This window comes from Pseudarthrobacter sp. fls2-241-R2A-127 (genome assembly GCF_030209355.1).
In the GTDB taxonomy this organism is placed as follows: domain Bacteria; phylum Actinomycetota; class Actinomycetes; order Actinomycetales; family Micrococcaceae; genus Arthrobacter.
Window position 1 is genome coordinate 43447 of the sequence record NZ_JARVSF010000027.1, and the last position, 14158, is coordinate 57604.

Below are 14158 nucleotides of genomic sequence, written 5' to 3' on the forward strand. Positions count from 1 at the left end.
CTACAGGTTGCCGGTGGCGATGTTGAGCATGCGGCGCAGCGGCTCGGCGGCGCCCCAGAGGAGCTGGTCGCCCACGGTGAAGGCGCTGATGTACTGCGGACCCATCTCCATCTTGCGGATGCGGCCCACCGGGATGTCCAGGGTGCCGGAAGCGGCCACCGGGGTGAGGTCCGCCATGGAGGCTTCCTTGGTGTTGGGGACAACCTTGGCCCACTGGTTGTCCTCGTCCAGGAGCTTCTCGATCTCGGCGACGGACAGGTCCTCGCGCAGCTTGAGCGTCAGGGCCTGGGAGTGGGAGCGCATGGCGCCGATGCGGACGCAGAGGCCGTCCATGATCACATGGGTTTCCTCGGAGGTGCCCAGGATCTTGTTGGTTTCAACCCCGGCCTTCCACTCTTCCTTGGACTGCCCGTTGCCCAGGTCCGCGTCGATCCAGGGGATCAGGGAGCCGGCCAGGGGGACGCCGAACTGGGTGGCGTCGATGTCGGTGCGCTGGTGGGCCAGGACCTTGCGGTCGATGTCCAGGATGGCCGACGCGGGGTCGTCCAGTTCGGTGCTGACCTCGGCGTTGAGCGTGCCGAACTGGCTGAGCAGCTCGCGCATGTGCCGGGCGCCGCCGCCGGATGCTGCCTGGTAGGTCATGGAGGTTCCCCACTCCACCAGGCCGTTCTTGAACAGGCCGCCGAGGCCCATGAGCATGCAGGAGACGGTGCAGTTGCCGCCGATGAAGTCCTTGGTGCCGTTGACCAGGCCCTTGTCGATGACGTCGCGGTTAATGGGGTCCAGCACGATGATCGAATCGTCGCTCATGCGCAGGGTGGAGGCGGCGTCGATCCAGAGGCCGTCCCAGCCGCGGCTGCGCAGCTCGCCGTGGACCTGCTTGGTGTAGTCGCCGCCCTGGGCGGTGACGATAATGGGCAGCTTTGCCAGCGTGTCGACGTCGAACGCGTTCTCGAGCTTGCCGGCGCTGTCAGCGAACGACGGCGCGGCACCTCCCGCGTTGGAGGTGGAGAAGAACACCGGGTTGATGTTGGCGAAGTCGCCCTCGTCCTGCATGCGCTGCATGAGGACGGAACCGACCATGCCGCGCCATCCGACCAGGCCGACGGAAGGGGTAGCTGCTGTAGTCATTCGTCCAGTTTAGACTTCGCGTCCGGAAGGGCGCAGTCGGTTACGTCACGCGTGGGCGAGCAGGAAAGGTACGACGGCGGCACACTCCTTTAGGCGCTATTCCACCGGCCGCGGGAGGTTCTTCGCTCTGCGCAGCTTTTCGGCTTTGCGCTCCTTGAAGTAGCCGGCCCAGGCGCCGAGCAGCGGGATCTGGATCAGCAGGAACATCCACCACGTGCGGCCGAGGATCTCCCATTGTCCGGTGATGGCGATTTGAACCAGGCCGTACAGCATCCCGCCGAATGCAAGGGTGATCAGGATTGAGAGGAACAGCAGACCACCCGAACTGTTCACGGGTTCGACGAGGCCCAGGCCATCATCCTTGCGGACGCCGTACTCCTCCTCGGTGTAGGCCACCGCCTCCCCGTTCTCGGCGAGGCGATGCAGCACGCGCTGTTTGGGCGGCGGGTAAGGAACGTAGCCAGGTTCCTGCGGCACGCCCTTACTACGCTTGGCCATGCCGATCCTGGCCCCCAACCAATCCGGAGTGCACTGGGTTCCGGGATACCCCCATTCCGAGTCTTCCTACCAGTCCGGCCTGCCTGAGCGGCGGGTAGGGGGTTCAAGAGTCTTTCCCGCTGCCTTCCGGAGGCGCACTGCCTTACGTTCTTTGAAGTAGTAGGCCCATGATGTCGGTACCAGGACAAGGGCGATTGCACAGCCGAAGACGAATTGCACCCAGTTGGTGACCCCTTCACCGGTGAGCAGAATAATGGCGGCTACGACGACTACTCCAGAGAACAGCGATATCAGGATGGCCAGGAAGAGCAGGCCGCCGGCCGAGTTGATGGGCTTGATGGCGCTGCCGGTTGAGCCCTTGTAGACCCCGTATTCCTCGGGCGTCAGTCCCTGCTTCCCGGCTTCCAATTCGATCTGGCGTTTGTAGTAGCCTTTGCGCCGTGCCGGAGGCCCGGGTTGGGGCGCCTCGCTGCTCATTTGGTTTCTCCCCGGGTTTCCCGAAGCCGGGTGAGCAGGCCGGCTGTGTCCAGGCCGGTGATTTCCTCGACATCCTTTGTAGGGTCAATGACTTTGCCCACCGCCCAGGCAAGGCCATCTGGTCGGATGAGCAGGTGGTCTTCACCGGAGATCGACTTAACCCGGATGAACGCGGTCCCCTCGGGATGGGTTTGCCTGTGTTGCTCGATGAGGAAGAGTTCGGCATCTGCGCCGTCGAAATCGGGGTCCTGGGCGAAGACGAACCAAGTGCCCAGCGTTCTGGGCTGCATCAGCAGAGATACCTTGTCCGACTCCACGTGCACCACAGTATCGGTTTTCTCCGCGTCAACCAGGCTGATTTCGGACCACCGGACGGCCTTGGACAGGGCGTATGCGACGGGCACCGCCGGCCCTTCCAGTTCAAGGTCGTCGTCGACGCTGGCGAAGCCTCGGCCCAGAAGTGAAGAACTTCCGGCGATGCAGATCGGGTCCGACCTGACTTCCTCTTCCAAACGGAGTACCTGGCCGGACTTCCTGGCGGCTTCGGTATCGAACCTTCTGATCAGGTATGCGATTTCGGCAAAGCCGAAGCCGATTGCCGTGTCCGGCGATTCGATGAGTTCAGTGCTGGTTGTCACGAGTTTGTCCTTTAGTTGAATTATCCGAAGCCAAGGAAGCTGGCCGCACTCTTGCCGAGGTCTGCCAGGTTCTTGCCGGTGTCTTCGACGAACTTGCCCGGATCTTTAACGGCGCTGGCCACTGTGTCCACCACGTTGCTGGCCGCACTGTTGACGAATTCCTTGACCGCGGGGATTTCGTAGATGGCAATTCCGGCACTGACTACGGTGCAGATGGTTCCGGCGGGAGGCGGCAGGAAGCAGGCCACGCCAAGTGCCGCCTTGGCGCCCGACCAACCGGCCTCTTCGTATTTCCCTTCTGCGAGATATCCGGCGGCGTCGAAGGCGTTCAAGCCCACGCCTGCCCAGCCCAGGCCCCGGCCGAGTCCGCCCTTTCCAAGGCCTTCCAGGATTGCGCCCTGGCCTTTGAACAGCCAGGGGCTTTCTTTGAATACTCCGCCGAACTGGTTGAGCGCCGGGATGTATTTCTGCAGATTCTTCAGTCCGAGGAGATCCGTGCCTGAATCCAGCAGGTTGTACGTGATGCTATTGCCCGGAAGCTTCGCCCAGCGGGCGGCGTCGGTGAATTTGTCCAGCCCCTGGGAGGCCATCGTGGCCAGCCCAAAGACATTCTTGGGCAGGTCCAGGGCGCTCTTGAACGTTCCACGGAGGCCCCAAGCATCCCTGAAAGGGGAGCCCTTTGCGAGCCAGTCCGGGCCCCACGGGTTTGGAGCAGCGGGTGATCCGGGAACACCTGGCACTCCGCCACCCGTGGCGGAGCCAGGCCCGCCAGACGTGCTGGCTTTCTCCTGCTCATCGGCGTTCTTGAGCAGTACTTTCGATTCCTGCTGAAGCCGCGAGACTGTCTGCTGGAGGAGGGTCCGGTGGCTGCTGTTCCAGTCAGACCGGAACCGCTGGGCGTCTGCGCCTTTCCAGGCCGGATTGTTGTTGATCTGGCTGCTCAGCTGCGTGGACTGCTGCTGAAGCAGGTCCGCCGTTTTGTTGAACTGCTGCGCGAGGGTCCGCAGTTGCTCGACGTCGGCGCCCCACAAAGTTCCTGCCACCAGGATTCCCCCCAATATTCATCCAACAGCCCCCAGAGTGCTGTGTGCCCAGACTAGGGCAGGAGCTGCTCGGCCGCGATGGGGTGTCCTTCCCATGCCGCTGCCGAAAGCCCTAGCCCTGGTCCGACTGCTCCAGCACCGCTGCCTTCCGCGCACGCAGGGCGAAGAACGCCCCGAAGGTGAACACCTGTGTGACCACCACCAGCACAATGGCTCCGGCGATCTTGTTGCCGCCCAGGATCATGGTGAGCCCCACGATCGCGGAGAGCAGCGCCAGCAGGGGCAGCAGCATGTAACCCAGGACGAACAGGGTTTCCGGTTTCTTCAGCATGTTCCTAGCCCTCGGTCCGTGACCATTTGGTGAATCGGTAGCGTGTGCCGTTGGCGGCCGTCAGCCACCCGTCCGGCGGGACGGAGGCGGTGGCCTCCCAACTGGTGCCGAGCTCCGGGGCGAAGGTGTCGCCGTCGGCCTTCATATCGATGGTGGTGACCACCGCAACGTTGGCGAGGTCCGTGGACTGGCGGAAGACCTCACCGCCGCCCAGGATCCAGACGGTCTCGCCGCCGTCGACGAACTGCGACTCAAGGAGCGCGTCATCCAGGGAGGGAACCACGACGGCGCCCTCCGCCTCGGGCGTGTTGGCCCAGCCCTGTTGCCGGGTGATGACGATGTTGGTGCGTCCGGGCAGCGGACGGTACTTGTCCGGGAAGGACAGCCAGGTCTTCCGGCCCATGATCACGGGGTGCCCGGTGGTGAGCCGGTTGAAATGCTTGAGGTCCTCCGGCAGGTGCCAGGGCATGTCCCCGTCCTTGCCGATGACCCCGTCGGAGGTCTGTGCCCAGACCAGGCCGACGCCGGTGGTTGAGGCGGCCAGCTCCTCGGTGAAGGACTGGGGATCGGTGAAGTTTTCGGTGCTCATACGGCGATCGGCGCCTTGATGGTGGGGTGGTGCTGGTAGCCCACCACGTCGAAGTCTTCCAGCGTGTAGTCGAAGATCGAGGCAGGCTTGCGGGTGATCTTCAGCTGCGGGTACTCGTAGGGCTCGCGTTCCAGCTGCTTGAGGACCTGGTCCATGTGGTTCTCGTAGATGTGCACGTCCCCGCCGGTCCACACGAATTCGCCGGGCTCAAGCCCCACCTGCTGGGCGACCATGCAGGTCAGCAGCGCATAGGAAGCGATGTTGAACGGCACTCCCAGGAACATGTCAGCGGAGCGCTGGTAAAGCTGGCAGGACAGCTTGCCGTTGGCCACGTAGAACTGGAAGAACGCGTGGCAGGGCGGGAGCGCCATGTCATTGAGTTCGGAGACGTTCCACGCTGACACGATGTGCCGGCGGGAGTCCGGATTCGACTTCAGGTTCTCAATGAGTTCAGCGATCTGGTCGATGTGGCCGCCGTCAGGGGTGGGCCAGCTTCGCCACTGCACGCCGTAAACCGGGCCGAGGTCGCCGTCCTCATCCGCCCACTCGTTCCAGATGGTGACGCCCTGGTCCGTCATCCACTTGATGTTGGTCTCGCCGCGCAGGAACCACAGGAGCTCCACCGCCACGGACTTGAAGTGGACCCGCTTGGTGGTGATCAGCGGGAAACTCTTGGAGAGGTCAAAGCGGATCTGGCGCCCGAAAACGCTGGTGGTTCCGGTGCCCGTGCGGTCCGATTTATGGGTGCCGGTGGCCAGGACATCGCGCAGGAGGTCTTCATAAGGCGTAGGGATGCTCACGCCCCAAGTCTACTTTGCAGCGGGGACCAAGGGCTGCGTAGACGCCGCGCCATGACGCGGGCCAACCGCTGCCACCGGGATCACGGCGATGACCACGGCAGCGGCGGCCAGCAAAGCACCGAGGGCGGGGGACACCTGCCACAGGACGTCCCACCGCTCCAGGCCCGGGGGCGACGGCCGCTGCAGCTGTGGCCCGGCGGCCATCAGCAGCACCCCTGCCTGGGCGGCCAGGAACGCGGCCAGAGTCCGGACCACGCGGTGCACAGTGATGGCTCGAAGCGCGGCGTCCAGCCCCGGAACCGGCCCCGGGACGCTGCTCCGACGCCGGGCCAGGACCAACGGAACACTGGCAACGAGCACGATTCCTGCGCTGCTCCACGCCGTCACCTGCCAGGACGGCCCCACTTCCGGCCCCATCCGGCGCCAGGCCACCACAAGCACAACAGCCACAAATACGGCCGCAGCCACCACGAGGGTGCCGGCCATGCCGGGTGCAATCGCGTGGCGCGGCCAACTGCGGGGCTCTTCCGGGGTTCCGTAGTTCCGGTGGACCAACAGCTCGCCGAGTGAAACAACCGCCAGGACGCCGCACGCCGACGCGGCAACGAAGACCGCCGGCTGCCCCGCAAACGCTCCCGGGGCGAAAATTGCTGCGGGCACGGGCAGGAATGCGGCCAGTCCCATGGTCGCGCCGATCGACACCATGAGTCTGGTCACCGGTTGCCCTCCCGCCGCGCCCTTCCCCGGGACCGGCGATGGTCCGGGAAGCCTCGGCGGGGCCCACAACAGCATCAGCAGCAGGACAGCCAGGTTCAGGGCCCCTGCCGGGTTGAACCAGTTGGACGGTCCGGTGGACGGATCGGGCCGGGCTGCGTGGTTCCCCGCAATGGCCGCCAACCCGGACGCGATGGTCGCCACCGTACGGAGCAGGCGGTTCGAGGTGATGGTTCGCAGGAGCCTGTCCGGTCCCGGAGCGAGTCCGTCTACCGGCGCCCTGCGGCTGGTCAGGAACAGCACGGCGAGGGTTCCCCCTGCCAGGATGACCAACGCCGCACCCAGGTACGTCCCCAAGTCCATTCCGGCGATTCGGCCTTCCCCGCCGAAGGTGGCATAGCCGCCGTCACCATCCGGACGTGACCCGTACTCAAGGGGAGCGAAACCGGGCAGCGTGTACGTCCAAGCGATCTGGGCAGCGGACAGGAGGAAGATCACCGCCACCGTCCAGGCGAGCGGACGGGAAACGAACCCCCGGAGCCTGGGAGGTTTTCCGCTCTGCAGGACCGGCCTGGCGCGTGCCTTGGGGTAGCTGGCCTGCCCCAGCGCGTGTGCGGCCACGCAGCCGAGGACCGGCCATGCAAGGGCAGGGAGGATATCCACCGGAGCGGCCGCCGAGTGGGGAAGGGGGATAATTCCTGCGTTCGCGGCCGGAACCAGGGAACTGGCAAGCCATCCGATCAGGCCCGTCAGGAATGCGTGCCGCGACGCCGAAGCCCGTGGGCTGCCATCCCTTGCCCTCCGGATCACCCGCGAAAGCAGCCAGTACACAACGCCGGCAAGAACGACCGGCCAGAGCAGCGCCGGCAGCGGAAAGTCGTCGACAACAGCGAGAGTGGCAGCGTGCACGTTATCCCCCCAGAACAGTGCGTAGTCCACCCAGTCAAGACGGACGGGAGCCCGGGGTCAAGCCGAAGTGTGGCTAGTCGTCAAACGGCTTGAACTGTTCCACCGCCACGATCCGCTTCTTCCCGCCCTGCGTTACATGGCATACCACGAGCTCGCCGGGGGAGAGGAAGGGCTCGTCCGCCGGCAACAATTTCGCCAGGTGTGAAGGCATGTGGCCGGCAAGCTGCTTGAGCACTGTTGGCAGGGCGGGCCGGTGGGTGCAGGCAACCACCGGCCGCTGCTTGTCAAAGAGGGATTCGATGACGGCGGCCGTCTTCCGCGGGCTGCGCTGGTGCCTGTGCTCGGTCAGTCCCTCGGCGAGCTTCACCTTCGCTCCCGTAGCCCGTGCGTACGGGGCAACGGTGGCAACGCAGCGCAGCCACGGGCTGGTAACCACGCGCATCGGCTTCCATGCCTGCAGGAGCCTTCCAACGGCCTGCGCCTGGCGGGTCCCGGTGGCGGCCAGGGGCCGCTCACCTTCCGCCTTGCTCCAGGATGAGCGGGGTTTGGCCTTGGCGTGGCGGAGCACCACCAGGGGCCACGTGTCCAGGCTGCCGCGCTCATGCGCGTCCCGCAGGTACTCCAAAGGGCCGACGTCGGACGGGTTGGACAGCAGCCGGGCCGCCTTCTCGGGCCCGCACCACATCACGCTGTCCACCTCCTTGCCGTCCGGAACCAGGCCATTGCCGTTGACTTTGACCGCCCAGTAGTAGACCTTCTTGAGGCCTGAAGCGACGTGGTAGTGGATGGGCGGCAAGGGAATTCCCAGGGGCGCCTCGAGTCCAATCTCCTCGCGCACCTCCCGCACAGCGCATTCGGGGACGGTCTCGCCGTCGTCAATCTTTCCCTTGGGCCATGACCAGTCGTCATAGCGCGGCCGGTGGATCAACAGGACTTCCAGCCGGTCCTTGGTGACCCGCCACGGGATGGCACCCGCAGCCGTCACGGCTACGGGTTCCCCCGGGTGGTCAGTCTGGTCGGCTACGAGTGCATCGCTCGACAATGCGCTGCCTAGCGCCGGCTCAGGGTGCGCTGCCGCGGCCGGGATGCCAGCAGCCAGGACTGGACATCCTCAAGCGGCTCGCCGTCGTCCGAAAGGTGGTGCCGCGTCCACGCGCCTTCGTTGTCCAAGTGCCAGCTGGACGTTTCCGGGTCCATGTAGCGCCGCAGGAGGTCCAGGACATAGGTGATGTCGTCGGCACTGCTCAGCTGGACCAGGGCCTCCACCCGGCGGTCCAGGTTGCGGTGCATCATGTCCGCGGAACCGATGTACACCACGGGGTCGCCGCCATTGGCAAAAGCGAAGACCCGTGAGTGCTCGAGGAACCTGCCCAGGATGGAGCGCACCGTGATGTTTTCGCTCAGTCCCGGGACCCCCGGGCGCAGCGAACAGATGCCGCGGACGATAACGTCCACCTTCACTCCGGCCTGCGAGGCACGGTACAGCGAATCGATAATGGCCTCGTCCACCATCGAGTTGACCTTGATCTGCACATGGCCGGGCACGCCGGCCCTCGCGTTGCGGATCTCCGTCTCGATCCGGTCGATGAGTCCGGACCGGACTGACCGGGGTGCCACGAGCAAACGCTTGAAGGTGGACTTGGGGGCGTAGCCGGAGAGCTGGTTGAACAGCTTGGAAAGGTCCTCGCCCACCTGCTCGTTCGCGGTCAGGAGGCCCAGGTCCTCGTAGTAGCGGGCGGTGCGGGGGTGGTAGTTGCCGGTGCCGATGTGGCAGTACCGGCGCAGCCCGTCGACTTCCTGGCGTACCACCAGCGAAAGCTTGCAGTGCGTCTTCAGGCCGACGATGCCGTACACCACATGCACGCCGGCCTGCTCCAGCTTCCGGGCCCAGGAGATGTTGGCCTGCTCGTCGAAGCGTGCCTTGATTTCCACCAGGGCCAGGACCTGCTTGCCTGCCTCGGCGGCGTCGATCAGGGCGTCCACAATGGGGGAGTCCCCGGACGTGCGGTAGAGGGTCTGCTTGATCGCCTGGACCTTGGGGTCCGACGCCGCCTGCTCCAGGAATGCCTGCACCGAGGTGGAGAAGGAATCGTACGGGTGGTGCAGCAGGATGTCCCGTCGCCGCATGGCGGCGAAAACGTTGGCGGCCTTGGAGGTTTCGGATTCGTTCAGGTACCGCGAGGTGTGCGGCATGTGCTTGGGGTAGTGGAGGTCGGCACGGTCGATTCCGGCAATCACCGACAGCCCGCGCATGTCCAGCGGCGCGGGGACCGAATACACCTCGGACTCTTCGACCCCAAGTTCGCGGATCAGGAGGGCGCGGATGTTCGGGTTGATGTCCGTGGTGACCTCAAGCCGCACCGGCGGGCCGAAGCGGCGGCGCAGCAGTTCCTTCTCGAGCGCCTGCAGGAGGTTCTCGGCGTCGTCCTCTTCCACCTCCACGTCCTCATTGCGGGTAACGCGGAACGTGTGGTGCTCCAGAACTTCCATGCCCGGGAAGAGCTTGTCCAGGTGGACCGCAATGACTTCCTCAAGGGCGATGAACCGTGCCACCCGTCCGGGGACTGCGCCGGCCCGCGGCCCGTCGATGGAAATCAGGCGGGGCAGCTGGTCCGGCACTTTGACGCGGGCGAACAGTTCCTTGTCGCTGACCGGGTTCCTGACCACGACGGCAAGGTTCAGTGACAGGCCTGAGATGTAGGGGAACGGGTGCGCCGGGTCCACCGCCAACGGCGTCAGAATTGGGAACACCTTCTCGGCAAACATCACGCTGAGCTGCTGCTGGGCGGCGTCGTCCAGTTCGCCCCACTGCATGACGTGGATGTGCTCGTACGCCAGTGCCGGGCGGATCTGGTCGGCGAAAACCTGGGCGTGCCGCTGCTGCAGCCGGTGGGCTTCCTCGCTGATCCGCTCCAGCACCTCCACGGGGCTCAGACCGGCGGGGGAGGGAACGGCCAGGCCGGTGGCGATCCGGCGTTTAAGGCCGGCAACGCGGACCATGAAGAACTCGTCCAGATTGGAGGCGAAGATGGACAGGAAGCTGACGCGTTCCAAGAGGTGCAGGGTGGGGTCCTCGGCCAGTTCCAGCACCCTCGAATTAAAGGCGAGCCAGCTCAGTTCGCGGTCCAGGAAACGGTCCGGCCGGATGTCGCCCTCAGGCTTGAGGTTGGGTGCGAATTCCGGGATGTCGATGCGGTCCTGGGTGGCCCTTGCCGCAGGGACCTCGGAGGAGCCGAAACGCGCACGCGCAGGCGACGCAACATCCTGGGACGTGGCTGTTCCGGAGCGTTCCGGGTTCATGGCTTCTCCTTATGGCTGGCGCTGTGGTGCCGGCGCTTCCGCCCCGCACGGCTCCCTTCCAACCTTACAAGCATTCACCCGCCCCACGGCCCTGTTTCACCCACCGCCGGGCGATGTTCCGGCGTCCTTAACCTAGCCGGCAGCCGGGCCGTACATGACGTCCATGTCCCACCGGGTGAACCCCAGCCGCCGGTACAAGGCAACGGCCGCAGTATTGTCCGCATCCACATAGAGCATGACCCCGTTCAGTCCTGAGTCGCGCAAATGCTTGATGCCGGCGATCGTGAGGGCCTTCCCCAGGCCGAGGCCCTGCGCTTCCGGCGCAACGCCCACCACATAGACTTCGCCGATTGCCGGATGACCTCCGTGGCGCGGGTGGACCTTGGTCCAGTGGTAGCCGAGCAAACGGCCGTCACGGTCTTCGGCGAGGAAGAAGCCTGCAGGATCAAACCAGTCCTCCGCCATCCGGGCGTCCAGGTCCGCGCGGGTCAGGTTTCCTTGCTCGGGGTGGTGCGCGAACGCCGCCCGGTTGGCCGCGAGCCACGCCTCCTCATCCTTGCCGGGCACGAAGGCACGGATGGCCACGCCTTCCGGCAGCCCGGCGTCGGGCAGGTCCGCGCCCGCCGTCGTCATCCGCATCTTCCACAATTCGCGCACGGGCGCGTAGCCGTAGCGGGCCGCGAGGTCCGCGGCGGCCTCGTGGTTGCCGTGGGACCAGGCCTTCAAGCCGTCGAATCCCCGCACCTCCTTGAGCGCGCCCACCAGCCGGTCGGCCACGCCCTGGTTCCGGTACGAGGGGTGCACGGCGATTTCCAGGACACCGGTACCGTCCGGTTCGTCCACCACGACGGCGAATCCGGCCAGGTCCTGGCCTGTGGCGGGATCGGAGTCCTCGTCCGGCGCGTACAGGGCCAGCGTCAGCAGGGCGTGGTCCGGGGAGTCGCCGGCGCGCATGGTCACCAGGGTCTGTTCGGAGATCGAGGGATTGCCGTCCGATTCCTCGGCTGCCGCCAGGAGGTCGCGGCAGTCTTTCAGGAGCTGCTGGTCAACCCCGCCCCGGACGACATGGACGGGCCACTTCTGCGGATGCGCTGGAGTCATGAGCCAAGGCTATACGGCAAAGGCGGGCCGGGCTCAGGCTTCGGTCAGTTCGTCTTCCTGCTGCCTGACCAGGGTGAGGCGGTAGCCGACGTTCCTGACGGTGCTGATCAGGTTCTCGTGGTCCGCGCCGAGCTTGGCGCGGAGCCGGCGGACGTGGACATCAACGGTGCGGGTGCCGCCGTAGTAGTCGTAGCCCCAGACTTCCGTGAGCAGCTGCTGGCGTGTGAAGACCCTGCCCGGGTGTTGTGCCAGGTACTTGAGGAGCTCGAACTCCTTGAACGTCAGGTTCAGCGGTGCGCCGTTGACCCGTGCCGTGTAGCTTGCTTCGTCGATGATCACACCGGCGGCCCGGATTTCGCTGGGTGCGTCCTCCTGCTCCGGTACGGCCCGGGCTACGGACAGCCGGATGCGCGCTTCAACTTCGGCGGGTCCGGCGGAATCAAGGACGATGTCGTCAACGGCCCACGCGGAGGAAACCGCGGCCATGCCGCCCTCGGTGAGGATCAGGACAAGCGGTGCGCTGAGGCCGGTGGCCTTCAGGAGCTGGGTGAGGGAACGGGCGCCCACGAGGTCCTTGCGCGCATCCAGCAGGACGATGTCGCACGGGTCCGTTTCCAGCAGGGCAGTGGGTTCGGCGGGAAGGATATGGACCCGGTGGTTCAGCAGCTCGAGGGCAGGCAGGATGTCCACCGAAGAACCGGTGCTGTTCGTCAGTAACAGGATGTGCGACATTGTTCCTCCAAGGGCCGTCCGCGCATCATTGGGCGACTGAACCGGATTCTCACCGGCCGGTACTGGCTTCCTGCGGGAGGTTTTGGTCCGTCAGCAAGCCGCCGGCCAGCCACCTCAGCAGGGAGCGTAGCTGAACTTTGAGTATACCCGGCGCCCCCTTCCAAGCCACAGATTCGGGGCCTGGACAGGAACGTTTTGCGACATAAGCGGTTCACATAGGGCAGGATTGGACCAGGGCGGACCAGCCCTGCCATGAGGGGGCGGACCAGCCTTCCACCCGACGCCAGGATGGGAAATCAGCGCAGTGAGTGCACCGACAACGCACAGGCCGGGCCCCGGATGACGGCGGAACTGCAGTCACCTGTGCGGTCCCTTGGTTCCTGGACCATCGGAGTCGTCGGGATCGCCGGGCTCATCGCGATCATCGCCGGTGTCTATGCCTCCTCGGAAGCCCTGGCCGCCGTCGGCATCCTGATCGCAGCAGCCGTAGGCATCGGGTGGCCCCATTTCCTGCGCATCCCCGCGAAAAAGACCCTGGCCGCCGTCATCGCCCTGCCGGGCGCCGCGGCCGCGGTCTCCGCCTCCGTGGCGCCCCCGCCCGGCTACCTCGACTGGACCCCCGCCTTCGTCGCCTTGGGCATGATGGCCGTCTTCGTAGTGCAACTCATCCGCGGAACCGGGCAGGCGCAACGGCTGGAGTCCACGCTCGGGTGCTGCGTCGGTGTCCTCCTGTCCTGCCTCGGCGCGGGCTGGATAGCAGGCGCCCGGTTCAACGGCGTCCGCGAAATGCTCCTGGTGGCCGCGATCAGCGCCGCCGTGGCTTTGCTTGCCGGACTCATCCAATGGCCGGACAGCATCATCGCGCCCCTGGGCATAGTCCTGGCCGGACTTGCCGGACCGCTTGCCGGGCTGGTCCTCTCGGACATTGCCGTCCTGCCGGCCGCCGTCTTCGGCGTCATTGTCGGGGCGGTCCTGGCCAGCTTCCGCAGGCTCGCCACGCTCCGGGGGGCACCATTGAATATGCTGGCAGCGTTGAGCATGGGCCTGGCGCCGGTCTCAGCTGTCGGATCCCTGGCGTACTTCATAGACAAACTACTCATCTACTAACGGGTTAGGATTGCACCATGTCCGTACTTGCATTTGAAATCTTCTTCCTCGTCCTGCTCGGTATCGCGAGCGTTTCCATGGCCTGGTTTGCCGGTTTCGTGGTCTACCGCCTCTTCAAAGGCCAGAAGTAGCCACATCCTTTCCCACCGCCGTATCTCGAGGTAATAGACAGTGCCCATTGAGATTCCAACAGACCTGACCCCCGAACTCGTCCCCCTTTCCTGGCTCATTGGTGAGTGGGAGGGACGCGGCCGGCTGGGCAGCGGTGACGAGGATTCCGAGCACTTCCTGCAGCACGTGTCCTTCACCCACAACGGACTGCCGTACCTCCAGTACCGCGCCGAAAGCTGGTTGACCGACGACGAGGGAACGCGGCTGCGGCCGCTCACCGTCGAGACCGGCTTCTGGGCGCTGGAGCGCAAGCAGCTGGACGCCGACGGCGGCCCGGGGCTGGTGCCGGCAGACATCGTTCCCGTGTTGAAGAGCGCCGACGAGGTGGAAGCGCTGCGCAACAAGGACGGCGGCTTCGACATCTCCGTATCCATCGCCCATCCCGGCGGCATCACGGAGCTGTACTACGGCCAGATCAAGGGACCGCAGATCCAGCTGACCACCGACATGGTGATGCGCGGCAGCCATTCCAAGGATTACAGTGCCGCTACCCGGATCTTCGGCCTGGTGGACGGGAACCTTTTGTGGCGGTGGGACGTGGCAACGGGTGGAGAGGCCGGAAAAGGGCTGGAGGCCCACGCCTCTGCATTCCTGAAAAGAGTTTCCTGACCCGGAAA

At 65.5% G+C, this 14158-nt stretch carries 15 protein-coding genes; 2 read left to right on the forward strand and 13 right to left on the reverse strand.

Annotated features, from left to right (window positions below; genetic code table 11):
* The 13 genes from asd to QRN53_RS16425 form a co-directional block, all read right to left on the reverse strand.
* Positions 1 to 1131 carry an aspartate-semialdehyde dehydrogenase gene (asd, locus tag QRN53_RS16365; protein ID WP_285244896.1) on the reverse strand — a complete coding sequence of 377 codons (1131 nt, stop codon included), beginning with the start codon at positions 1129 to 1131 and terminating at the stop codon, positions 1 to 3.
* A 96-nt stretch (positions 1132 to 1227) separates the two neighbouring features.
* On the reverse strand, positions 1228 to 1629 hold the full coding sequence (locus tag QRN53_RS16370) for a hypothetical protein (RefSeq protein WP_285244897.1): 402 nt from the start codon (positions 1627 to 1629) through the stop codon (positions 1228 to 1230).
* A 66-nt stretch (positions 1630 to 1695) separates the two neighbouring features.
* The gene (locus QRN53_RS16375; RefSeq protein WP_285244898.1) at positions 1696 to 2106 is read right to left on the reverse strand and encodes a hypothetical protein; all 411 of its coding nucleotides are present in this window, start codon (positions 2104 to 2106) and stop codon (positions 1696 to 1698) included.
* On the reverse strand, positions 2103 to 2744 hold the full coding sequence (locus QRN53_RS16380) for a hypothetical protein (protein WP_285244899.1): 642 nt from the start codon (positions 2742 to 2744) through the stop codon (positions 2103 to 2105). The genes QRN53_RS16375 and QRN53_RS16380 overlap by 4 nt, the downstream gene beginning before the upstream one ends.
* 20 nt (positions 2745 to 2764) lie before the next feature.
* Positions 2765 to 3787 (reverse strand): hypothetical protein, encoded by a 1023-nt coding sequence (locus QRN53_RS16385; RefSeq protein ID WP_285244900.1) that lies wholly within the window; start codon positions 3785 to 3787, stop codon positions 2765 to 2767.
* 112 nt (positions 3788 to 3899) lie between these two features.
* The gene (locus QRN53_RS16390) at positions 3900 to 4118 is read right to left on the reverse strand and encodes an NF038396 family protein (protein ID WP_141159734.1); all 219 of its coding nucleotides are present in this window, start codon (positions 4116 to 4118) and stop codon (positions 3900 to 3902) included.
* A gap of 4 nt (positions 4119 to 4122) precedes the next feature.
* Complete coding sequence (locus QRN53_RS16395) at positions 4123 to 4707, reverse strand: dihydrofolate reductase (protein ID WP_285244901.1); 585 nt, start codon at positions 4705 to 4707, stop codon at positions 4123 to 4125.
* The gene (locus QRN53_RS16400) at positions 4704 to 5507 is read right to left on the reverse strand and encodes a thymidylate synthase (protein WP_175316284.1); all 804 of its coding nucleotides are present in this window, start codon (positions 5505 to 5507) and stop codon (positions 4704 to 4706) included. Before QRN53_RS16400 ends, QRN53_RS16395 begins: the two co-directional genes overlap by 4 nt.
* A gap of 9 nt (positions 5508 to 5516) precedes the next feature.
* On the reverse strand, positions 5517 to 7130 hold the full coding sequence (locus QRN53_RS16405) for a hypothetical protein (protein WP_285244902.1): 1614 nt from the start codon (positions 7128 to 7130) through the stop codon (positions 5517 to 5519).
* Positions 7131 to 7203: 73 nt separating this feature from the next.
* Positions 7204 to 8172 (reverse strand): NUDIX hydrolase, encoded by a 969-nt coding sequence (locus QRN53_RS16410; RefSeq protein ID WP_285244903.1) that lies wholly within the window; start codon positions 8170 to 8172, stop codon positions 7204 to 7206.
* Between the two features lie 8 nt (positions 8173 to 8180).
* Complete coding sequence (locus tag QRN53_RS16415; RefSeq protein WP_285244904.1) at positions 8181 to 10430, reverse strand: RNA degradosome polyphosphate kinase; 2250 nt, start codon at positions 10428 to 10430, stop codon at positions 8181 to 8183.
* A gap of 132 nt (positions 10431 to 10562) precedes the next feature.
* Positions 10563 to 11531, reverse strand: coding sequence for a mycothiol synthase (gene mshD / locus QRN53_RS16420; RefSeq protein ID WP_285244905.1), 969 nt, complete (start codon positions 11529 to 11531; stop codon positions 10563 to 10565).
* A gap of 33 nt (positions 11532 to 11564) precedes the next feature.
* Positions 11565 to 12263 (reverse strand): winged helix-turn-helix transcriptional regulator, encoded by a 699-nt coding sequence (locus QRN53_RS16425; RefSeq protein ID WP_018769102.1) that lies wholly within the window; start codon positions 12261 to 12263, stop codon positions 11565 to 11567.
* Positions 12264 to 12602: 339 nt separating this feature from the next.
* Here QRN53_RS16425 and QRN53_RS16430 point away from each other — a divergent pair, with 339 nt between their 5' ends.
* The gene (locus QRN53_RS16430; protein WP_285244906.1) at positions 12603 to 13370 is read left to right on the forward strand and encodes a permease; all 768 of its coding nucleotides are present in this window, start codon (positions 12603 to 12605) and stop codon (positions 13368 to 13370) included.
* Between the two features lie 171 nt (positions 13371 to 13541).
* Entirely contained in the window at positions 13542 to 14150 is a 609-nt protein-coding gene (locus QRN53_RS16435) for a nitrobindin family protein (protein WP_285244907.1), read from the forward strand.
* The last annotated feature ends 8 nt before the right edge of the window (positions 14151 to 14158 follow it).